Source organism: Streptomyces sp. NPDC055013 (assembly GCF_053608645.1).
Genome location: NZ_JBSGVW010000015.1, coordinates 166,245 through 187,117, shown reverse-complemented (window position 1 = coordinate 187,117; position 20,873 = coordinate 166,245). Strand labels below are relative to the sequence as shown.

Sequence of the window (20,873 nt, the reverse complement as noted above, 5' to 3'; positions counted from 1 at the left end):
AGCGCTGAGGGCGGCGGTCAGACCGCCGTACGTGTAGAACGAATTCCGGTTCGGGAACATCTGGTTGAACTGCGACTCGCTCACCACGAACCCGGACGGGTTGCCGCCGCCTCCACTCGCGGGCGCGTTCCACTTCTGGTTGGCGGCGCCGGTACAGGTCCAGATCTGCAGCCGGGTGCCGTTGGCGCTGTTGTTCTCCCGCACGTCGAGACACTTGTTCGCGGCCGGATTCACGATGTCGCGGGCCGCGGTGACCACCCACTGCTGGTTGGCGCCGCCCGAGCAGTCCCACAGCTGGACCGCCGCGCCGTCGGCGGTACTGCGGTCGACGACGTCCAGGCACTTGCCGAGCGCGCGCAGGGTTCCGTCACCCTGGTTGGACCAGATCTGGGCGCCCGTGCCGTTGCAGTCGTAGAGCTGTACGGCGGTGCCGTTGGCGTTACTTGCGCCTGCCACGTCGACGCACTTGCCGGCCAGTCCGGTGATCGTGCCGTCGGCCGCCTGGGCGGGCGTCACGGTGAACAGCGTGGTGAGAACCGCCGAGAGAACGGCGAAAACGGCGAACCTGCCGACGGGACCGCGTCCGGTACCGGACCGTCTGTGGTGGGAGAAAGGCATAGTCGAGGACACTCCTTCGGTGCGCTGAGGGGCCAAGGCCCGGCGGGGTTGGCTGGATCAGCCGGTGTAGCCGGCGAACACGCGGGTGAAGTCCCAGTCGGACTGGCTCACGCCGGAGCAACTGTCGTCGGGACCGCCGGTGCACGGGCGGTCGCGGTTGACCGACCAGAACGTCAGCCGCGCCAGGTGGTGTTGCTGGGCGTAGGCGAGCATGGTGCGGAAGTCGTTGACCGTGACGGTCTCGTTCTGGTCGGTGATGCCGTTCGTGGACGAGATACCCATGGACCGGTAGGCCTGGTCGTCGGTATAGCCGTAGGCGCTCTTCAGCGAGTTCTTCAAGCCCTCGGCCGCCCGCACGGAGAGGTTGCCCATGTTCTGGCCGGCGCCCTCGAAGTTGAACGGCATGATGGTCCAGCCGTCCACGGTCAGCCCCGAGTTCGCCGCCCGGTTGATCAGGCTGGTGTCGGGACCGTTCTGGCCCGTGCCGATGGTGACGTAGACCTTCAGGCCGGAGTTGTTCGCCTTGACGGTCTTCAGAGCGTCGACGGTGCGCTGTCGCACGGTCGGGTTGCTGTAGGCCTCGGCCTCGATGTCGATGTCGATGGCCTTCAGGCCGTAGGCGCTGATCACCTTCTGGTAGGCGGCGGCCAGTTCGCTCGCGGTGGAGCAGGAGCTCTCCAGCTTGTTGCCGCTCCAGCCGCCGAAGGACGGGATGACGTCACCGCCGTTCGCCCGCACGGTGTTGATCGTCTGCTGGTCGACTCCGCCGGTCAGCGCGCGGCTGCCGTCCCACTGGGGGTTGCAGTAGCCGTTGCTGAGGACGAAGGCGAGGGTGAAGTACTTCACGCCGGTGGCGTTGGTGACCGTGGTGGGGTTGGGCGGGCTCCCCCAGCCGTTGTAAAGGTACGGCGCCACGGCCATCGGCGCGGAGGGGGTGTCGCCGTCGCCGGGGGCGGGTGCGTTCCACTTCTGGTTGGCGCCGCCACCGCAGCTCCAGATCTGTATGCGGGTGCCGTTCGCGGGGTTGTTGTCGGTGACGTCCAGGCACTTGTCCGCCTGCGGGTTGACGATGTCGCGCCCGGCTGAGACCGACCACTTCTGGGCCCTCCCCTGCTGGGCGGCGGTCCCGTTCCAGTCGTAGAGCTGTACGGCTGTGCCGTTGGCGGAGTTGGCTCCGGCGACGTCGAGGCACTTGCCGGCGTGGCCGGTGACCGTGCCGGTGGCGGCCTGCGCGGGCGTCGCGGTGAGCAGGCCGGTGGCGAGACAGAGCACGGTGAGTGAGCAGGCTGCGGGGAGAGGTCTGGGCATGCGCGCGGAGAGCCCTTCGTGGGGGGTGAACGACCGATACGCATTCACCTCGTGAACGGTGAGTGCGTCGCACGGTGCCTGGCTGACCCGTGAACCTAAAGGTATGGACCATTTTCGTCAAGGCGTGAAGTAAGCCGTGAGAGAAGCAATTTGGAGCCCCCGCCCAGCCGCCTCCGCGCCTCCCCGCATGCGGCTGACAGGATGCACGCATGGCGAACACCCAGTCGATCACCTATGAGCGGATTGCCGAAGTGCTGGCCGAGCTCGGCATGATCACCGAAGAGCAGGCCCGGAGGGCCCTGGACCAGGCCGCCGACTACGCGACCGAGCCGATGGCACGACGCCGTGAAATCGCCGACGCCCTCGAATCCCTCGGCGTGGCCGTGTCCATCCACTCCGACGACGTCGACTTCGCCGACGAGCACTACGAATGGCTCCTGGACGAGGCCGCAGCCCTCACCGGAGGCAGCGTCACCGTCTCCCACTACCGCTTCGACAAGACCAACCCGGACGACGAGGACTGTGGCCTGGGCACGATGCACTTCGAACGCAACGGCCAACCCCTCTCCTTCGGCATCGAGCAGGAGTCGAACGACTACCTCGACATGGGAGCGGCGCAGCAGGCCATCGAATCGCTCACCGCCCATGACGACCCTCGGGAGTTCCGCTGCGTCGAGCAGGAAGGCTCGGATACCGGCGACGACTACATGGTCCTGGCCACAGCCGAACAGCGGGACGGCCTCATACGGCACCTGGGCATCGTGTTCGAAGCCCCCTTGCGCTGAAGCCGCCACCCGCGACCTCGAAGGATCACCGCATGGCACCTGGACCTGGCCACCCTGCCGATTCCGCAGAGCCCGGCCCCACCCATCGCCGCGTCGGCGAGGAGGCCGGTGCAGTCCGCCGCTTCTGGAGCCGGCTCGGCCTTCCCGGACTGGTCGACGTCCACACGCACTTCATGCCCGAGAGCGTTCTGCGCAAGGTGTGGGGCTACTTCGACGCTCTGGGGCCGCTGACCGGTGGAGTCGAATGGCCGATCACGTACCGGAAGGAAGAGGCCGAACGAACGGCTCTGCTCCGCGAGTTCGGCGTACGGTCCTTCACCGCGATGCTCTACCCGCACAAGCCCGGCATGGCCCAGTGGCTGAACGGCTGGGCCGCCGACTTCGCCCGCCGCACCCCCGACTGCCTGCACACGGCGACCCTCCACCCCGAACCGGGCGTCGAAGCCTACGTCCGCGAGGCCATCGAGGCGGGTGCGCGCGTCTTCAAGGCGCACGTGCAGGTGGGGGCGTACGACCCGGCCGACGAACTGCTCGAGCCGGCATGGGGACTGCTCGCCGAAGCCCGGATTCCGATCGTGATCCACTGCGGCTCCGGTCCGGCGCCCGGGAAGCACACCGGACCCGACCCGATCGCACGGGTACTGGCACGGCACCCCCGACTGCGGCTGATCATCGCGCACCTCGGGATGCCCGAGTACGAGGAGTTCCTCGGCCTCGCGGAGCAGTACGAGGAGGTGCGGCTGGACACGACGATGGCGTTCACCGACTTCGCCGAACAGCTCACGCCGTTCCCCCGCCGGGCCCTGACCCGCCTGGCCGACCTCGGCGACCGCATCCTGCTCGGCTCCGACTTCCCGAACATCCCCTACCCGTACATCCACCAACTCCACGCCCTGGAGCGGCTGGGACTCGGCGACGCATGGCTGCGAGCCGTGTGCCACGACAACGCGGCCCGGATCTTCGGACTGGAACTGCAAGCGGGGCTGCGGCGTCCGAAACTCACATGAAGGAAGAGATCAAGGGACTCGCCGGTTTCCTCGTGGCCGGTCTGGGTGCCGCGGCGGCGCTGCTGGCCTGGGCACCCCTGGCACGGGTCAATGTGGAGGGCGGCTTCGAGGGGCTCCACCGGGACCTCAGTATCCTCTACATCGACCTACCGCTGGTCGCCGCGGGCGGCGCCCTGGTACCACTCACCTTCTGGCTGCTCACCTTGCGCCGCTCCCACCGCCCGTGGCTCGCCGCCCTGGCCGCGGTCGCGGCGGCAGCCCTGGGGATCTGGGGTCTTACGAGTTGGTGGGCTCCCTATCAGGCACCTGAGTTCGGCTACTGAGAGGGCCCGCACATGAGCACCGCACGCCGTCGCACCCGCCTCGCCCTCACCCTCGCCGGCCTGTTGATCGCCGCCATCGGCCTGCTCATCCACATTCCGGCGAGCATCGACTCCGGCGCCGCGGACCAGGCCGCCGTCGGCGCCTCCGCGGGCGACTGGGACGACGTCCTCGGCCACGACGCCGACTACGCCGCAGACGAGGCAGCATTCCAGGCCGCCGCGGACAAGCGGGTCGCGGAGGAGGACCAGACGTTCGGGCTCGTACTGATCGGCCTCGGTGCTGCTGTCACCGCTGCGCGATGGACCGTGCGGCCACGGCGATAGCCTGTGCAGGCAGCAGGGCGGGGCCGCTACGTCGGGTGCCTGTGGCGGCTACGCCCGCCGCCCTCGTTGTCACCCGGTTCACAGGGACGCGGTCTCCGAGGCGGTCGTCCACGCGAAGCCGTCCGGGTCGGTGAAGGTCCCGGCGTCGCCGCCGATCGCGAGCCGGTGTGATCCGGTGCCGTCCGGCGAGATGCCGGCGACCTTGGCCAGGCCGCGGCGCTTGTAGAGTGCCAGCTTGACCGGGCCCGAGCCGGTGGCGAACTCGACGTACTTGCCGCCGAAGCTCTTCGCCACGGCGAGGCCGTGATCGACGTAGAACTGCTTGCTGGCCTTCACGTCCTCGACGCCGAGCAGGAGCACGATCTCGTCGATCTCCCGCGTGGCCGGGCCGGTGTCCTTCTTCGACGACGACGCGATCTGCCAGATCGTCCCGTCCGGAGCCTGTACGACGCCGCCGTAGCCCCAGAGCGACTTGGCGGCGGGCTTCAGCGTGGTGGCACCGGCTGCCACGGCTGCGTCGACGAGGGCGTCGACGTTGCCCGGCTGGGACACCACGAGCGACAGCGTGAATCCGCGGAAGCCGGTCGTCGGTGCCTCGGATGCGGCCAGGCGTACCTGGTTGGCGAGCCCGAAGGCGGTGGAGTAGAAGCTGCCGGCGGCGGCCGGGTCGGCCACCTCGAGAGTGACGAATTCGATGGAAGTCATGGGAATGACGCTAGTCACGGCTGGGGACCGGCGCTTCTTGATTCCTGACCGGAACCGCCGACCGGGTAGTCCTGCCCATGGTCGGCGGACCGGTTCATCAGTACTCGTTGCGGCGCCGCAGCCCGAAGGGCCGGCCATCGGGGTCGACGAGATGGCGATGCAGAGGCGTGTACAGCCGCTTGGCCGTGCTGGAGAGGCTCGGCCGGCGATACGTGCGCAAACGCCCAGGAGGCCTGGGGCCATGGCGGCCGTCGTCGTGCCAGGCATCCAGTGCGGCGGCGCTCGCGGCGAAGGCGTCGAAGGCCTTCACGGGATCGCAGAGCGCGTCGGGCGCGTGGGGAATCCCCGGTGCTTCCAGATCCAGGTGCTCGCGCATGAGTTCCAGACGCAGATCTCTGGCGAAGCCGCGCGCGCCGTCCCCGAGACCACCGGGGTCGCGTGGCTCGCGTGGGTCCTGGCTCTCGTCCAGGACGGCACAGGTGAGTTCCGAGTCGTGGGTCCAGGAGCGGAGGTTGATGTTGTCGGAGCCGACCGAGGCCCACACGTCGTCGATCACACACACCTTGGCGTGCACGTACACCGGCGTCCCGAGGTGGTTCTCCAGCCCGTACACCGCGACCCGCCCGCCGCCGGCGCGGCGCAGCCTGTCCAGGGCGGTGATCCGGCCGATCAGATTCATCGGCAGGGTGAGCCGGCCGTCCTGTTCGGGGACGCTGGGGATGACCGCGATCAGGCGCAGGCCGGGGTGGGCGGAGAGTGCCTCGGCGAAGCATTCCACGACGTGCGGGGACCACAGGTACTGGTCCTCCAGGTAGATCAGGGCCCGGGCCCTGCGCAGCGCCTTGCGGTAGCCGCGCGCGATACTGCGCTCGCCGTCCGGGGCGAAGTCGTAGCCGCGCAGCAGCCGGTTGGGGTAGGTGCGCAGGGCCTGGACGATGTGGGTGCCGCAGGGCGGGGGGTCGGGTGTCTGGGCCGGCAGCCGGTCGGCACGGGTGTCCTCGTCATGAGCGAGCTCGCGCAGGCGGACGAGCGGGCTGCGGGTGAGCGGCGCGGGGTCTTCCCAGCGTTCTCGGAAGCCGGCCTCGATGTCGCCGACGGCCGGTCCGCGTATCGCGAGCTGGATGTCGTGCCACGGTGGGTGCGGTCCGTATGCGGCGGCGATGCGCAGTGACTGGGAGTCTCCGCGGTGCTCGGCGTCGTCGTTGCGGTTGTGGCACAGGTCGATGCCGCCGACGTACGCGACGTCGTGCTCCGGCCGGTCGGGATGCCGGAGCACGACGAGCTTCTGGTGGTGCGAGCCGCCGGGGCGTACCCGCATGTCGAGCAGGCACTCTCCGCCCCCGACTTCGATCGCGTCGCCGAGGTGCCGGTTCTCGGCCTCGCTGAACTGGAAACGGTCCAGGTGGGAGCGCCAGAGCAGACCCTTGACGATCACTCCTCGGCGTGCCGCCTCAGCCAGGACGGTGCCGATTTCGCTCCCGGGGCCGTCGAGGCGCTCGTCGGGGTCGCCGCGCCAGTCGGTAAACAGGAGCAGGTCTCCTGCGCGCTGCGCACGGATCGTGCTGAGGAGGGCCGGGAAGTACGTCGCGCCGTGGACGAGCGGCCGCACCAGGTTGCCGTACGACCACGCCCGTCGGTCCGACCGCCGGCTGTCCAGACGTGTGGCACCGTTGCCGCGCTCGGCCGAGGTCAGCAACCAGTCGCTCAGTTCCACAGCCCAAGCCTCCCGATTCCCGGGTACCCCGTTCGCGCCCCCTCACCCTGGGCTCCGAGAGCCGTCAGCTCTTCGCGACGGGGTGGTACCGCAGGTTCACCTCCGCGGTTCGGTCGCTACCGTTGAGCAGTTCGAGCCGCATGGGCCCGCCGCCGGGGTTGTCGAAGAATCGGACCCCGTCGCCGAGCAGCACCGGCGCGACGTGCAGGTCGATCTCGTCGACCAGGCCGCGATCGAGGAGTTGCCTGCCGATCGTGGGCGAGAACACCTCGAGGTTCTTCCCGCCGGCGGCCTCCAGCCCGATCCGGACCGCCTCGGCCACATCGCAGTTCAGGAACGTCACGCCCTCGGCTTGCTGCGCGTCTTCAGGATGGTGCGTCAGGATGAAGAGGGGCCCCTGCCACGCGCCGCCGTAGATGGCGCCGGGCTCGGGGTAGGCGTCCCAGCCCTTCCGGCCACCCAGCACCGCGCCGGTCGTCTCGACGTACTCCTCGATGATGCCGGGCCGGGACGAGATGCCCGTCAGCCAGTCCATCGAATGCTCCGGCCCCGCCACGAACCCGTCCAGCGACATGCTGAAGTGCAACAGCACCTTCCCCGCGGCCGTCTGTGGATCCGTGTCCGGCAGGGCCCTGGGGAACGTGCCGTCGGGGCTCTGGGAAGTCTCTGCGGTGGCCATGACCGGTTCCTCTCGTCGGGGGTCCTCGTACCTTTCGACCGGTCCCGCCGCCGAAACTCATCGCAGGAGAGCCACCGTCACGACAGATCGGCCGATGGAACCTCCGAGAGGCTTGGGCGCAGCCGTTGGGCGTCCCGGAAGAGGCGGTTCGTGTGGCCGGCGAGCACGCCGCCCAGCAGCAGCTCGGGACTGTAGAAGGCCCGCGCGGCGGCGGCCACCTCCCGTGCCGACAGGTCGATCTGGATGATGTCGGTGCGGCGGATCTCGTCGATGGAGCTTCCCCAGACGACGCGCCGAAGGTTCGCCCATGCCATCGCGCTCATGCACATCGAGCAGGGCTCGCCCGTGGTGTAGAGGGTGGTGTCGGACCAGCCCTGGTTGCCGTGACGATCCACGTAGTCGTTCATGGCGACCACCTCGCCGTGCAGCAGCGGGCTGTCCGCCCCGGTGTTGACCCCGCTCCCCCGGACCTCGCCGGTGCGGTTGTCCACGATCACCGCGCCGAACGGCCACTCGGGGTTCCTCCGGGCCTCCTCGATGGCCCGCCACATGAACTGCTCGTGACGGGTGCCGGTGACGGTTCGCAGGTCCGTCGCCGCGCTCGTACCGGGGCCGAAGTCCGGGGCAGCCTGGCTCTCCTGCACCGCATACCGAGGGAGTGCGACGGGCGCCGCAACTCCCGTCACCACTGCTCCGAACCTACCGAGGAACTGACGCCTGCCCGAGTCCATACGTTGCTCCTTGCCCGCCACCGACAACTGCACGGAGTGATCAAACCATCACGAATGGTTTCCGATCCGGCTTGGCATCATGCCTCCGACTCATGGCGCACTGAGCCCGAGGGGCAGGCACAGACCCGGTGCGCCACGCGTCAGACCAGTTCGGGTTGCGGTTCCAGTTGTCGCCCCGGTGCGATCTTCGGTTCCCAGAGTTTGGTGGTCCGCATGTAGCCGAGGATCACCGAGACCATCGCCAGAATGAGAAGCGGCCCGAACACCAGCGGATATCTGGCCATCTCCATCGGCAGATAGCGATACGACACCAACAGGGCCGCGAAGACCGTCGTGCCGTAGGCGACCAGCTGGATTCCCGACCGATCCCAGCCACGAGCAAGCGAACGCATCGCCGCCTCGATCGTAAGCGCGAACACCACACCGGCGACCAGGTCCACGCCGTAGTGGTAGCCGAATCCCAGAGTTGCGCCGAGCGTGGCAAGCAACCAGAAGGTGCCTGCGAATCGCAGAATCCGCGTCCCCTTGCGGGAGTGAACGAAGATCACGGTGGCCCAGGCCGTGTGCAGGCTGGGCATGCAGTTGCGTGGGGTGATCTCGTCGAACGGCATCGCGTGCGGCGCGCTGATCGGCGGCGCTGTCTCCGGCCACAGGTTGGCGACCGCCCACTGCCCGCCGTCGACGCCGTAGGCGAAGATCGGTCCGACGACCGGGTAGATCATGTAGATGCCCGGCCCGAGGAGGCCGATGACAAGAAACGTGCGCACCAGATGATGGCTCGGGAAGCGGCGCTCGACGGCCACGTGGCGCAGTTGGTACAGCGCGACGACAACCGAGGCCACCGCCAGCTGCACGTAGACGTAGTCGAGAACGTGGGCGCCGACCGGGCCCGTCGCCCGAACCATCCGGCCCACCAGCCACGACGGGTTGCCCAGCGCCTGATCGGCGGTTGCCACGTACTGGTCCAGCACCATCGGGCGGGTCTGCGACGTGATGTGCAGCCATGCGTCGCCGGTCTTACGGCCGGCCACCAGCAGCAGGCCCAGCCCGACGCCCTTGAGCAGCAGGACACGTTCCCGGCCGGTGCGGCGCGTGACGGCGATGACCGTGCAGCCGAGCATCACCCACAACGCGCCGTTGCCGAAGGGATGACCTTCGGTCACCTTTATGTCCGCGACCCACCGCACCACGACGAATATGAGGTCGATGCCGATCGCGGTACCCACCGCGATGAACCGTTGCCGCCGGGTGAGCACCACCATCATCAACGCCATACCGGCGTACAGCAGGAATCCCGACTTGGGCGGAAATATCACCTCTCGCGCCTGCGTGGTGATCGGCCCGGGTATGCCGTAGTGGCGCGCCGCGATCTCCAGCGCGACGAGGAACCCGAGGGTCACCACACCCGCAACGGTCCACAGCATCGCCCGTGGTTGACGCCACGCGGCGACGGCGAACTTGATTCTGTTTTTTATTCGCGAGAACGCCCGCGACGACATGGATATCAATTTGTTTGGCCGGTTTTCAGATGTTAGGTGAACAGGTCACTTTGCTCTGATTGGTGCGGATTTCGGTCAACAGTCGGCGATGAGGGCGATCATCGCGAGTTCGAACATGTTAGCGGAGAAGGCCAGTAGGTTTCGGCTCGGTGAACTGACGCTCGCTCAGCGCGGCGACAACCCGCCCGACAGCCCGCCCATCAGCCCGCCTTGGCGCTGCCGGTACCGGCCTTCGGGGGAATTCCGCGTCGGCCGCGCGGTCCGGTGGCCGTCGGGTGGTAGGGGCATGAGATGGCCACGCCCCCCGATCCGTCCGCCCCGCCGCTCGAGCACCCGAGCGGAGTGGAGTCGCGCGTGCCGGGGCTCCTGCGGGTCGCCGCCGCGTACGCATGGCGGATCATCGCCATCGGCATCGTCGTCCGCGTCGCCTTCTCCGTGCTCGGGCAGTTCCACCGGATCGCCGTCGCCGTCTTCCTCGGTCTTGTCATCGCTGCCGTGCTCCGCCCCGTGGCCGGCCTCCTCGCCCGCTACATGCCCCGGCCGCTCGCGGTCGCCGCCGCGCTCATCGGCGGCATCGTCCTCATCCTCGGGGCGCTGGCCCTGGTGGGTGAGACGGTGGCGGACCAGCGGAGCACACTGGAGCGGGAGTTCGTGACGGGAATCGACCGGATCGAACGTCAGCTGGAGGAGCCTCCGTTCCGGCTCCCTCCGGACTTGTTCGATGATCTCCAGTCCCGGATCGGCAAACTTCTGTCGAGTCACCGCTCGACCCTCATCAGTACGGCGCTCAGCGGCGCGAGCCGGCTGCTCGAGGTGCTGACGGTGCTCGCTCTGGCTCTGTTCTGCGCGGTCTTCTTCACGCACTCCGGCGAGAAGCAGTGGCGATGGATGTGCGATCAGCTCCCCGTTGCGGCCCGTCAGCGTTTCGCCGTCGCGGGCGGGGCCGCCTGGCGGACGTTCACCGGTTACACGCACGGCATCCTGCTGGTCGCGGCAACCAACGCGGTCCTCGTGGGCATCGCGCTGCTCGCTCTCGGGGTGCCCCTCGCCGTGCCGTTGGCGCTGCTGGAGTTCGCAGCCGCTTTCATCCCGCTGATCGGCTCGCCGATCGCCCTCGCGGTCGCGGCCGTCGTCGCGCTGGCTTCCAAGGGAGTACTGGTCGCCCTGCTCGTCGTGACCCTGATCGTGGTCATCGGACAGATCGAGGGCCACCTCCTGCACCCCATCGTGATGAGCTGGGCCGTCCGCCTGCACCCGGTGGTGGTCGCGCTGGCGGTCGTCGGCGGAGCGGTGGCGGCGGGGGTGATCGGCGCCGTGGTGGCCGTACCGGTGGTGGCCGTGGTCTGGTCGGTGTGCCAGGCACTGCGGGGCCGCACCGACGAACCGGAAGGGGTAGGGGCGAGGTCCGGCGACGACAGCGCCTGAGCCGTATTCGGTGACCGGTCTCGGGGTGGGCCGGGGTGCGTTGACGGATGAGGGCTGGAAGTGGATGCCGCTGCGGGAGCCGGGCATCGGGAGCCGACGGCCGGGTTCGGCCGGTATGGCGCCGGTACGGCCGGTCAGTGGCCGGCGGCGGCCTTGACCAGGGCGACGGCCAGCCCGATCACCGCGTCGAGCACGCCGGCCAGCACGCCGGCCGTGGTGCTGTTGCCCATCCGGACACCGCCGTACCAGCCCCAGCCGAACAGGCCGGCCACGTTGACTCCGGCCGCGGCGAACAGGGCGGTGTCCAGGTCCATGACGTCCAGGGCCGCGGAGCCGATCAGGATGAGCGGACCGACCGCGGACAGCAGCAGCGGACTGCTGACCCACAGCATGCGGCGCAGCTCCGCGCCGGTGGCCACCCGGCCGTGCACCGTGCGGTGGGCCTGTTCGTCGGCGACCAGCGTCGCGAGCCACAGGCCGACCGCGGCGGCCGCCACACTGGCAGCGGCCCCGGTGATGGAGGGGTTCTCGGCCGCCGTCAGGCCGATCACCACGGAGATCATGGTGATGGTCGCGTACAGCCGCTCCTTGAGCCAGTTGAGCCAATCGGCCGTGGTCCGCGGGTCATTGCCCGCCCCGGCCGCCGGGCCGCCGGCCGGGAGGGGCCGACCCCCGGCGCCCTCGGTGTCGTCGTGGCCCATGCGGTCAGCGTAGGTGTTCGACCGGACCTGCCTGACGCTCCGTCAGGGCGTGTCGCCGGGGGGCGGTGGTCGTACGCCGGGTGCGTGCCTGCGGTGCTCTCGTACGGGTCTGCAAGGCGCCCATCCCCGCTGTACCGGCTCAGCGACGCAGGACCCGGCGCTGTACGGACTCCAGCGGACCGTGGGAGAACCGACGCAGCCACAGGGTCGAGGCGGCCACGAGGAGGACGCCGACCGTCGCCCACAGGCCCATGACCCACCAGGGACCGCTGTCGGCGAAGCGTTCGGCCAGGCCGAGGCCGATGCCGTAGCAGGCCAGCATGCACAGCACGTTCTGCAGGACGTAGGAGGACAGCGCCGTACGGCCGACCGCGGACAGTCCGTGGGTCAGGAAGGCCGGGACCCACCCGCGGTCCAGGGCGACGCCGACCAGGCCCATGTAGCCGACGGCGACCACCGGGGCGGCGACATAGCGGCCGAGGAAGAAGAACTCCTCACCGCCCAGCCACAGGGCCGCGTTGAACGGAATGCCCAGCCCCAGGCCCCAGACGGCCATCCGCGAGCGCAGCCGCCGCCCCCGATCGGTGGGCTTGAAGGCTCCGGCGCGGTGGAGACGGACGCCGAGCAGGAAGAGGAAGACCAGCAGGCCGAAGGAGATGACCGGTTCCATCCGCAGGGCGATCGCGTTCTCCAGCCGGAAGGCGATCTGGTCGAACCAGCTGCCGTGGGCGTACACGTCCACTACCACGTCGGACACCTCGTTCCCGGAGCCGCCGGAGGGAGCGGCCAGCAGGGCGAGCGTGATGAGCGACATCAGGACCACGTGCACGCTCACCGACGTCCACATCACCACGCGCCGTACGCGCTCGGAACGTGCCAGTAGCCTGGCGATCAGCAGGGCCGTGAGGGCGTACCCCATCAGCACGTCGAACCCGAAGACCAGTACGAAGTGCAGCGTGCCCTCGGCGAACAGGAACAACGCGCGGGGCCGGTAGCCGCGCGGCCACGGGGTGCCGCGGCGCGCGGCGGAGTCGTACTGAATGGCCAGACCGACGCCGAACAGGATCGTCAGCAGCGACAGGAACTTCCCGTCCGCGAGGAACCGGAACAGCGCCTCAGCCGGCTCGCCGAGCGGATCCGGCATGGGCGTCCCCTGCAGGAACGCCCACTCGGAGCCAGGCGTGGCGAAGATCCACACGTTCGTCATCAACGTGCCGAGAATCGCCGCTCCACGCAGCACGTCGAGCAACGGCAGCCGGGCCGGCGACGCGGGCTGCGTGGAGGACGTGTCGTCAAGGGACGCGCGAAGGCTGTAGGGCATACCTTCAGGTTCTCGGCGCTTTACGGCCCGATCGTCGTGCGGCCGGACGAGAACGACGTACATCCTTCGATGCAGTGCAGGCGTCGGTTGCTGGCACCGGTACCTCCGGAAACGAGCACCTGCCTACGAGAGGCCTACCGGATCGTCCAGCGCTGGGAGTTCCCGCCCGTGCACGGTGCTGTGGAGACGCGGTCGTTCGCCATCCGTGCCAGACACTTGCGGCTGACCATGTTCCGGATCAGCCGAGGGTCCGTCTCGTCGATCTGCCACAGCGCCGCGTCGTCCGCGGCGGCACAGGGCTTCATGGTCAGCTGGTCGTTGCGCAGGGTGAGGCACAGCCTGGTTGCCACCTGCCGCAGCGCGCTGTACTCGAAGTCGTCGTTCCAGTGCCACTTCTGATAGTCGGTGCCGTTGCAGTTGAAGACGTACGGGCCGTAGTCGGCACGGAAGTCCAGGCAGGGCTTGTCCGTGGCCTGGTTCTGGAACCCGGTGGTGCGTGGTGTCGCGCTCGCCGGTGTACCGCTCAGGCCCACGGCGAGTGCGACGACGGCCCCGACTGCGGCCGGCCTCTTCAGAAGCATGAGTCCCCCTCTGCTCGACACGTTGTGCCGAGACGGTACCGAGATCTGCTGACGATGAGATTCGGAATGAGTCACGGCCCGATCGATCTGGTCACGCGGTGCGGTGCCTCGACGCGGCCGGCGCACAGGCTCACCGGAAGCAGCCCACCATGTGCACCCGGCATTCGGAACATTCATCCAAGACAAGCGCCGAGAAGTCGGCCACCGTAGAGGCATGCGCAGCTACGAAGGGGGCCCCTCCCCCACGGACCGCGACGCCGCGAACGGCTGGGAAGTCGCCCATCTGCACGGCGGCATGTCTCTGAACGGCGTGTGGATGGCAGGGTTCCGCGACCGTGGCGCCGGTGGGCTGGATCTGCAGGTCCTCCCCCAACCTGCCGTCATCGTCGTCATCGGGCTCGGAGATGACCCGCTCACGGTCGAAGGTCCCGCGGGGCACCTGCCACTGAACAGCTTCGTTGCCGCGCTGTCGCCCGGTTCGGCCCGGATTCGGGGCGAGCGGGTCGAGTGCATCGAGATGCGCTTGTCTCCCCGGGCCGCCTATGAGCTGCTGGGTGTCTCCCCGTACGAACTGGACCGCTCCATCACTCCTCTGGAGAACCTGTGGGGGCGTCATGAGGAGCGTCTGCGCGCGCAGTTGGGTGAGTCGGTGACCTGGCAGGAACGCCTGGCGCTGATGGACGAGTTCGTCATCGGGCGTGCTGCCGACGCACCGGCGATGGCGCCTGAGGTCGCCGCCGCCTGGGATCTGATCGTGGGCCAGCGGGGGCGGGTACGGGTCGACGACCTCGCCGCATCCTTCGGGTGGAGCCGCAAGCGGCTGTGGTCCAGGTTCACCGCGCAGGTCGGCCTCACACCCAAACGCGCCGCCATGCTGGTCCGTTTCGACCACGCCGCCCGAGCGCTGACCGTCGGCCACAACGCCGCCGACGTCGCCCTGGCCTGCGGATACACCGACCAGTCCCACCTCCACCGGGACGTACTCGCGCACGCCGGCTGCACACCACGCGCCCTCGCCGACAGGAACACGACCGCCGGTTAGCCCCTTCAGGCCGAGATCCAATGCCCGGGCCAGGGCGCGGAACCCAGACATGGACGTGGACATGGGCTGATACAGACCTGCCACGCGCCCGCGCGCCGCGCCGCCGGCCGAAGGCAGGTAGGCACGTAGGCACGTAGGCACGTAGGCACGTAGGCAACCACAGACACCAAACGCACCGCCGACCAAAAAAGGACCGCACCCATGACGAACCCCGACACCCAAGCAGCACCCTCAGCCGACCGCGACCTGATCGGCCGGCTCACCTTCGGAACCATGGCCGCACAAACCCTGCGCGCAGCCGTCCAGTTGAAGATTGCGGAGCTGATCGGCGACACTCCGCGCGCGGCCACCGACGTGGCCGCCGACGCCGGAGCCCACCCCCAGCACATGACGCGGCTGCTACGTGCCTTGGCCGCCCTCGGCCTGCTGCGGGAACACGCTCCCGACAGCTTCTCGCTGACCGGCGCGGGCGCACTGCTCAACGCCGAACACCCCGACTCACTCGCATCGTTCGTGCAGGCGTTCACCGATCCGACCGTGGTACGTGCCTGGGAACATCTGGACGGCAGCATCCGCACCGGCGAGGTCGCCTTCGACACAGTCTTCGGCTCCGACTTCTTCTCCCACCTTGCCCAACACCCCGAACTGTCCGCGCAGTTCAACGCCGCGATGAGCCAGGCCGTCTCCGAGACCACGGCCGCGCTGCCGCACGCCTACGACTTCGGCCGGTTCACGACCGTCACGGACGTCGGCGGAGGGGACGGAACCCTCCTGGCCGGGGTGCTCGACGCGCATCCGCACCTCACCGGCGTCGTTTTCGACACCACGCACGGCCTGGACGAAGCAGCCAAGACGCTGGAGCGGCACGGACTGAACGACCGCTGCTCGCTGATCGCCGGAGACTTCTTCAGTTCCGTCCCCGCAGGCTCGGACCTCTACCTGGTGAAGAGCATCCTGCACGACTGGACGGACGACCAGGCAGTCACGATCCTCAGCCACTGCCGCGAGGTACTGCCCCCTGGCGGTGCCGTCCTGATCGTGGAGCCCGTGCTCCCCGAAGCCGTCGCCGCCCACACCGAAGCCGACAGCCTCGACAGCGCGATCACCTACCTCAGCGACCTCAACATGCTCGTCAATCTCGGCGGCAAGGAACGCACCCGCAACGACTTCCAGGACCTGTGCCTGCGCGCGGGCCTGACCCTCACCATGGTCACCCCGCTCGCTGACGCCGAGCCCTTCTCCATCCTCGAAGCCACAGCACAGCCCAATGGGCCCCAATAGCCGGTAACGCCGCCCCACGCCATCGCCCGGACATGTGCGGGCCCGGCCCGGACCCAATGGCCCGGACCCAATGGCCCGGGCCAGGCCCGCCCAAGGTCGCCTACCGTCAGCTCGACGAGTCGGCGAACATGCCGGGCTCGTACGAACCTCCCTGCATGCGGGTGATCACACCGAGCCGGTTGGCCTCGTTGATCATGGCGACCAGGGAGACCAGCGCGGCGATCTGATCGTCGTCGTAGTGCTTGCGCACCTGCGCCCAGATCTCGTCGGACACGCCGTGGTCGGCGTCGGCGAGCCGGGTGCCCTCCTCGGTCAGCGCCAGCGCGGCCCGCTCGGCCTCGGTGAAAACGGCCGACTCGCGCCAGGCGGCGACCAGATGAATCCGGACCGGCGTCTCACCGGCCGCAGCGGCTTCCTTGGTGTGCACGTCGACACACCAACCGCAGCCGTTGATCTGGCTGGCGCGAAGTTCGACCAACTGCTGCAGGCCTTTGGGCAGCGCATCCTCCATGACCGCCAGGCTCACGCTGTACATCCGCTTGCCGACCTTGGCGCCGACCGCAGCACGACGTCCGCTTGCTCCTCCAGTGCCGTGCGGTAATCCCAAGGCCCTCCACGGCGTAGCGGGGGCCGTTCCAGATGCGCACCCGAGTTCCGGAGACCTGGGCCTGCTCCTCCACCGCTTCGATCTCCGCCCGCCATCCTGAACCAGGCGTCCTGGAGGGGTTGTTGGTACAGGATGGCCAGGACCATGCCGCGGACGGCGCCGACCATCCCGTGATCGAAAAGCATTTGCGGACTCGGACCGCCCTTGGATAGACGAAGAGGGACAGCGGGTGATCCACATGATCACCGCGCTTGGGTCCTCCCGGAGTGTGCCTTGACGGTGAAACAGCACGACCTGACCATGCGTCCGATCAACGGAAGCGAAGAATGCGACCTCTTCTGTCAACTGCCCTACGCCCTCAACACGGAACTGGCCGACGACCTCGCCTCCGGCCGTCGACGTCCCGAGTGGATGTGGGTCGCCCAGCGCGGTGACCGCCTGCTGGCCAGGGCTGCCTGGTGGAGTCGGCCCGGCAGGGACACGCCACTGATCCTGGATGTCCTCGACATCGACGACAGCGCACCGGATCCCGATCGCCTGGACATCGGGGTGCGGCTCTTGCGGACGGCGATGGCGGCTGTCCTCCCGGACAGTTCGCGTCCCCCGGAGTACAGCCGTTTCATCCCGCCGGACTGGCGTGACGACGCGGCGACCAGACAGCTCGTAGAAGACCGCATGACGGTACTGGAACGGACCGGTGCCCGGCTCCTCGTCGAGCGACTTCGCCTGGAATGGAAGCCGACGTCACCGGTTCCCGGGCCCAGCGAGCGTCTGCTCTTCCGGCCGGTCCAGGATGCCGGGGAACTCGTGGCCCTGATGGCCCCGGTCCTGGACGGCACGCTGGACGCACACAGTCGTGACGACCTGACGCGGATGTCTGCCCAGGAGGCGGCCACCCAGCACTACGAGGACGAACTCGCGCGCTACACGAGTCCGCGAGACTGGTGGCGGATCGCCACACTGCCCCAGGGAGAACCGGTCGGGTTCGTGGTCCCGGCCCACAACGGTTACAACCCGATCATCGCCTACCTCGCCGTCCTGCCCGCACATCGTGGCCACGGCTACATCGACGACGTCCTCGCCGAAGGCACCCGCATCCTCGCCGAACAGCAAGTTCCCCGCATCCGGGCCGCCACGGACCTCGGCAACGTCCCCATGGCGAACGCCTTCCGGCGGACCCGGTACGTCAACTTCGAGCGTGAGATCAACATGACCTGGAACTGATCACGCCGACCAACCCGCGCCCGCCCGGCCAACCAGCAAGGAGTACCTGACCGTTGAACGTCGAGCTCCCGCCGTTCGTGCGCGACACCGCTGCCCGGTTCGGGGCCGGTGTCCCCTACGCCCTGAAGGTTCTGGCCGGCCGACTGGCCGACGACCCGGACATGGGCCGGCCCTCCGCTCTGCCCGGCATCCTCACCGTGATGGTCGAGGGCGACCTGTACGAGGACTGCCCCGATCTGGCCGTCGGCTACATCCGCGAGCCCGACCGGATCGAGATCCGGTACGTGAACCTCGCCCCGTCCGCCGAGCCCGTGGCGTCCGCCCAGGACGAGGACCCGGGTCAGGAGCAGGTCCAGCCTGTCGACCCGATCACCGAGGCCGTCACCGTACGGCAGATCGCCGAAGCCTGGCTGCGTATCATCCGCCGGCTCCAGCACGACGCTCCCGACTCCTATGCCGCTCTCCGCACCGGTGCCGACCTCGCCGCGATCGCCGCTTTGGAGAACGACCTCGGCGTCCGCATACCCACCGAGCTGCGCACCCTGTGGCTGCTGTGCGGAGGCGACGACGGCGACGACGGCTGGGGCTCGGGATGCCTTCCGGGCAACGAGGCTCTGATGGCCCTGGACGCCGTGCCCGACGTCTACCGGCGGAACTTGGACGCCCAGGCCGACCTCGACACCGACAACGCGGGCCGCCTCGAGGAGGAGCGGGTCATCGTGTGGAAGTCGACCTGGATTCCGGTCGTCTCGCACGGTCCGTCCGACACCACCTCCGGCCTGTACCTGGACGCTGCGACCGGTTACCTGGGCCGTTGGTCCCTCTACAACGACGCGTGGGGCGAAGAACTCGACACGCTGGTCACCTACTTGGAAGAAACCGCCGACATGCTCGAAGCACCGGCGCTGGCCACGCGGGACAAGCCCGGCCTGATCGGTGGGGCACTGGTGTGGCGCAGGGGGTTCGGCGACGTGCTGGAGGACCGGTGGCGGCCCCTGACCGGCTGACCGGGCAAGTGGCCGCCGAGTACGACGCGTTCGGCCATACTGATCACATGATGGGTGTGCCGCTCTCCGTACTCGAAGTCGCGATGGTCCAGAACGGTACGGACCCCACGGACACCTTGAGGGACACGACCGAGTTCGCCCGTGGCGTCGAAGGGCTCGGCTACCGGCGCCTCTGGTACGCCGAGCATCACCACTCCCCCGCCATCGGCGCCTTCCCGCCGGTGGTACTGGTCGCTCACGCCGCCGCGTCGACGTCGTCGATCCGGCTGGGCTCCGGGGGCGTCCTCGCGCCCAACCATGTTCCGATCATGCTGGCCGAACAGTTCGGCACGCTCGCCGCGTTGCACCCCGATCGCGTCGATCTCGGGATCGGCCGTGGCCCGGGTACCGTGCACGCGGCGACGGCGCTGGCCCTGCGGCGCGGGGCGGGGCCGGCGACGGACGAGGAGTACCGCGACGATGTGGTGGCGACCCTGCGTTTCCTGGTCGACGAGGTCGCGCTCGGCTCGCTGCCCGAGCCGTGGCTGCTGGCCTCCAGCACCGCCGGTGCCGCGCTCGCCGCGCAGCTCGGTCTGCCGATGGCCTTCGCCCACCACTTCCGCCCCGAGAACACCACTGCCGCGATCGGGCACTACCGCGCGCACTTCGTGCCGTCCCGCTGGTGTCCGAACCCGCGTGTGCTGCTGTGCGTGGAGGCGGTGTGCGCCCCGACGCGCGAAGAGGCCGAATGGCTCGTCGGCCCGATGAACGTCGTCAAGGTCGGACTTCTCCAAGGGCGAAGCGACATCGCCTTTCCCACCCCCGCCGAAGCGGCCGTACATCCCTTCTCCGACCAGGAGCGGCAGGCCCTCGCGGCGTTCCACGCGCACCAGGCGTACGGCGACCCCGAGACCGTCGTACGCCGTCTCACGGAGCTGGCCGACGCGACCGGCGCGCAGGAGTTGATGCTCGTGTCACCGGTGTACGCCCTGAAGGACCGCCTCCGGTCCTTCGAGCTCATCGCCGCGTCATCACCTGCGCAGGGCGACGAGCCGGCCACCGCGTAGGGCAAGCCTCCCACCCCGCTCAGGGCACTCCAGGCCGAACATGCCGCCTTCCCGGGTACGGGACTCCGTGACACCGTCGGTGTAGAGCAGCACCCGGTCTCCGGGCCGGAGGGTGATCTCATGGGTCCACCGGGAGCGCTGGGCGAGGACACCCACCCGTGCAGAACTGGTCCGGGAGCCTCCGCACCAAGGCGTCGTCCACGCTCTGCACCAGTTCGGGCAGATCCGCACCGGTGCGCCGGGCGTTGCGGCAGGCCGCCCGTCGCGTGCCCGGCGACGGGGGCCGGCCGGGGCGGCAGCGGGCCCCGACACCGCCGTACGGATGAGGGGTCCCTTCGCGAGTCTCCGCACCGATGCCGACGTCGGTCGGTCAGTCCTCCTGGACCACGGACAGCACGTTCCCGGCGGGATCGGTGAACCACGCGATCGCCGCGGGGCCGCCCTGGCCGACTCGAACGATGCCCTTCTCGTCGTGGTCGAAGCCGGAGTAGCGCTCCAGGGTCACGCCGCGCCGCTCCAGTTCGGCGACGGCGGTTTCGATGTCGTCCACGGGGAAGTTGAGGATCGTGAACGTAGCGGGGGTGTGCGTGTCCTTGGGATAGACGAAGACGTGCCCGCCACCGCCGAGCCGCACGATCAGCATGCGCATCTCGCCCTGTCCCATGTCCTCCACCTGGAGGCCGAGGGTCTCACCGTAGAACCGGCGGGCCACGTCGAGATCGTCGACCGAGAAGCCGCTGTACGCCTGCGATTGTCCGAGCATGCCGGGTGTCTCCTTCGTGAGTGAGCCGTTGTGGCCTCTCAGGGCACATCACGCGCGCCGCGGCGGGCGGCACGCCGCGCTGGCAGCCGTCCGGATGGTCGTGCGTCCTTCAGCCGGGCGGCCCAACTCCCCTACCGCGTTGGCGGATCGACGACGCACACACCATCGGAGTTGGCCTATAC

22 protein-coding genes and 1 pseudogene are annotated in these 20,873 nt (G+C 69.0%); 10 read left to right on the top strand and 13 right to left on the bottom strand.

Going from position 1 to position 20,873, the window contains the following annotated elements:
• Both ACWGDB_RS21150 and ACWGDB_RS21145 read right to left on the bottom strand, forming a co-directional pair.
• Positions 1-618, bottom strand: a 618-nt coding sequence (locus tag ACWGDB_RS21150; protein ID WP_453823802.1) for a ricin-type beta-trefoil lectin domain protein, incomplete at its 3' end; no start/stop codon positions are given.
• 57 nt (positions 619-675) lie between these two features.
• On the bottom strand, positions 676-1,926 hold the full coding sequence (locus ACWGDB_RS21145; RefSeq protein WP_453823801.1) for a ricin-type beta-trefoil lectin domain protein: 1,251 nt from the start codon (positions 1,924-1,926) through the stop codon (positions 676-678).
• Between the two features lie 209 nt (positions 1,927-2,135).
• Here ACWGDB_RS21145 and ACWGDB_RS21140 point away from each other — a divergent pair, with 209 nt between their 5' ends.
• From ACWGDB_RS21140 to ACWGDB_RS21125, 4 genes are read left to right on the top strand one after another with little or no spacing between them, the layout of a single operon-like run.
• Complete coding sequence (locus ACWGDB_RS21140; protein WP_453823800.1) at positions 2,136-2,711, top strand: hypothetical protein; 576 nt, start codon at positions 2,136-2,138, stop codon at positions 2,709-2,711.
• Between the two features lie 32 nt (positions 2,712-2,743).
• Positions 2,744-3,718, top strand: a complete 975-nt coding sequence (locus ACWGDB_RS21135; RefSeq protein WP_453823799.1) for an amidohydrolase family protein — start codon at positions 2,744-2,746, stop codon at positions 3,716-3,718.
• On the top strand, positions 3,715-4,041 hold the full coding sequence (locus ACWGDB_RS21130) for a hypothetical protein (protein ID WP_453823798.1): 327 nt from the start codon (positions 3,715-3,717) through the stop codon (positions 4,039-4,041). Before ACWGDB_RS21135 ends, ACWGDB_RS21130 begins: the two co-directional genes overlap by 4 nt.
• Before the next feature lie 12 nt (positions 4,042-4,053).
• The gene (locus tag ACWGDB_RS21125) at positions 4,054-4,365 is read left to right on the top strand and encodes a hypothetical protein (RefSeq protein WP_453823797.1); all 312 of its coding nucleotides are present in this window, start codon (positions 4,054-4,056) and stop codon (positions 4,363-4,365) included.
• A gap of 78 nt (positions 4,366-4,443) precedes the next feature.
• On the opposite strand, the gene ACWGDB_RS21120 is transcribed toward ACWGDB_RS21125, so the two are convergent.
• From ACWGDB_RS21120 to ACWGDB_RS21100, 5 genes are all read right to left on the bottom strand, one after another.
• Positions 4,444-5,070, bottom strand: a complete 627-nt coding sequence (locus ACWGDB_RS21120; protein ID WP_453823796.1) for a glyoxalase — start codon at positions 5,068-5,070, stop codon at positions 4,444-4,446.
• A gap of 97 nt (positions 5,071-5,167) precedes the next feature.
• Positions 5,168-6,784 carry a phospholipase D family protein gene (locus ACWGDB_RS21115; RefSeq protein WP_453823795.1) on the bottom strand — a complete coding sequence of 539 codons (1,617 nt, stop codon included), beginning with the start codon at positions 6,782-6,784 and terminating at the stop codon, positions 5,168-5,170.
• Positions 6,785-6,848: 64 nt separating this feature from the next.
• The gene (locus tag ACWGDB_RS21110; RefSeq protein ID WP_453823794.1) at positions 6,849-7,463 is read right to left on the bottom strand and encodes a dihydrofolate reductase family protein; all 615 of its coding nucleotides are present in this window, start codon (positions 7,461-7,463) and stop codon (positions 6,849-6,851) included.
• A 77-nt stretch (positions 7,464-7,540) separates the two neighbouring features.
• Positions 7,541-8,194: a nucleoside deaminase gene (locus ACWGDB_RS21105; RefSeq protein ID WP_453823793.1), complete on the bottom strand. Its 654-nt coding sequence runs from the start codon at positions 8,192-8,194 to the stop codon at positions 7,541-7,543.
• A gap of 140 nt (positions 8,195-8,334) precedes the next feature.
• Positions 8,335-9,618 (bottom strand): phosphatase PAP2 family protein, encoded by a 1,284-nt coding sequence (locus ACWGDB_RS21100; RefSeq protein ID WP_453823812.1) that lies wholly within the window; start codon positions 9,616-9,618, stop codon positions 8,335-8,337.
• Positions 9,619-9,984: 366 nt separating this feature from the next.
• On the opposite strand from ACWGDB_RS21100, the gene ACWGDB_RS21095 reads away from it, so the two are divergent.
• Positions 9,985-11,118, top strand: coding sequence for an AI-2E family transporter (locus ACWGDB_RS21095; RefSeq protein ID WP_453823792.1), 1,134 nt, complete (start codon positions 9,985-9,987; stop codon positions 11,116-11,118).
• A 134-nt stretch (positions 11,119-11,252) separates the two neighbouring features.
• On the opposite strand, the gene ACWGDB_RS21090 is transcribed toward ACWGDB_RS21095, so the two are convergent.
• From ACWGDB_RS21090 to ACWGDB_RS21080, 3 genes are all read right to left on the bottom strand, one after another.
• Positions 11,253-11,819: a hypothetical protein gene (locus tag ACWGDB_RS21090; RefSeq protein ID WP_453823791.1), complete on the bottom strand. Its 567-nt coding sequence runs from the start codon at positions 11,817-11,819 to the stop codon at positions 11,253-11,255.
• 139 nt (positions 11,820-11,958) lie between these two features.
• Positions 11,959-13,140: a DUF418 domain-containing protein gene (locus ACWGDB_RS21085; RefSeq protein WP_453823790.1), complete on the bottom strand. Its 1,182-nt coding sequence runs from the start codon at positions 13,138-13,140 to the stop codon at positions 11,959-11,961.
• Between the two features lie 134 nt (positions 13,141-13,274).
• A complete protein-coding gene (locus ACWGDB_RS21080) occupies positions 13,275-13,721 on the bottom strand; it encodes an RICIN domain-containing protein (RefSeq protein ID WP_453823789.1) in 447 nt (148 codons plus the stop codon).
• Positions 13,722-13,935: 214 nt separating this feature from the next.
• Between ACWGDB_RS21080 and ACWGDB_RS21075 the strand changes: the two genes are divergently transcribed.
• Together ACWGDB_RS21075 and ACWGDB_RS21070 are read left to right on the top strand one after the other, a co-directional pair.
• A complete protein-coding gene (locus ACWGDB_RS21075) occupies positions 13,936-14,763 on the top strand; it encodes a helix-turn-helix domain-containing protein (protein WP_453823788.1) in 828 nt (275 codons plus the stop codon).
• Between the two features lie 201 nt (positions 14,764-14,964).
• Positions 14,965-16,044 (top strand): methyltransferase, encoded by a 1,080-nt coding sequence (locus tag ACWGDB_RS21070; protein ID WP_453823787.1) that lies wholly within the window; start codon positions 14,965-14,967, stop codon positions 16,042-16,044.
• Between the two features lie 106 nt (positions 16,045-16,150).
• Here ACWGDB_RS21070 and ACWGDB_RS21065 read toward each other — a convergent pair whose 3' ends face one another.
• Positions 16,151-16,579: a carboxymuconolactone decarboxylase family protein gene (locus ACWGDB_RS21065; protein WP_453823786.1), complete on the bottom strand. Its 429-nt coding sequence runs from the start codon at positions 16,577-16,579 to the stop codon at positions 16,151-16,153.
• Between the two features lie 372 nt (positions 16,580-16,951).
• Between ACWGDB_RS21065 and ACWGDB_RS21060 the strand changes: the two genes are divergently transcribed.
• The 3 genes from ACWGDB_RS21060 to ACWGDB_RS21050 are packed head-to-tail and all read left to right on the top strand — an operon-like array spanning position 16,952 to position 19,928.
• A complete protein-coding gene (locus ACWGDB_RS21060) occupies positions 16,952-17,875 on the top strand; it encodes a GNAT family N-acetyltransferase (RefSeq protein WP_453823811.1) in 924 nt (307 codons plus the stop codon).
• A 53-nt stretch (positions 17,876-17,928) separates the two neighbouring features.
• The gene (locus ACWGDB_RS21055) at positions 17,929-18,882 is read left to right on the top strand and encodes an SMI1/KNR4 family protein (RefSeq protein WP_453823785.1); all 954 of its coding nucleotides are present in this window, start codon (positions 17,929-17,931) and stop codon (positions 18,880-18,882) included.
• A gap of 47 nt (positions 18,883-18,929) precedes the next feature.
• Positions 18,930-19,928 (top strand): LLM class flavin-dependent oxidoreductase, encoded by a 999-nt coding sequence (locus tag ACWGDB_RS21050; RefSeq protein ID WP_453823810.1) that lies wholly within the window; start codon positions 18,930-18,932, stop codon positions 19,926-19,928.
• A gap of 27 nt (positions 19,929-19,955) precedes the next feature.
• On the opposite strand, the pseudogene ACWGDB_RS21045 reads toward ACWGDB_RS21050, so the two are convergent.
• Both ACWGDB_RS21045 and ACWGDB_RS21040 read right to left on the bottom strand, forming a co-directional pair.
• Positions 19,956-20,187, bottom strand: a pseudogene (locus tag ACWGDB_RS21045) (SpoIIE family protein phosphatase); the annotation flags it as partial.
• Positions 20,188-20,298: 111 nt separating this feature from the next.
• On the bottom strand, positions 20,299-20,691 hold the full coding sequence (locus tag ACWGDB_RS21040) for a VOC family protein (protein ID WP_453823784.1): 393 nt from the start codon (positions 20,689-20,691) through the stop codon (positions 20,299-20,301).
• Positions 20,692-20,873 lie beyond the last annotated feature (182 nt).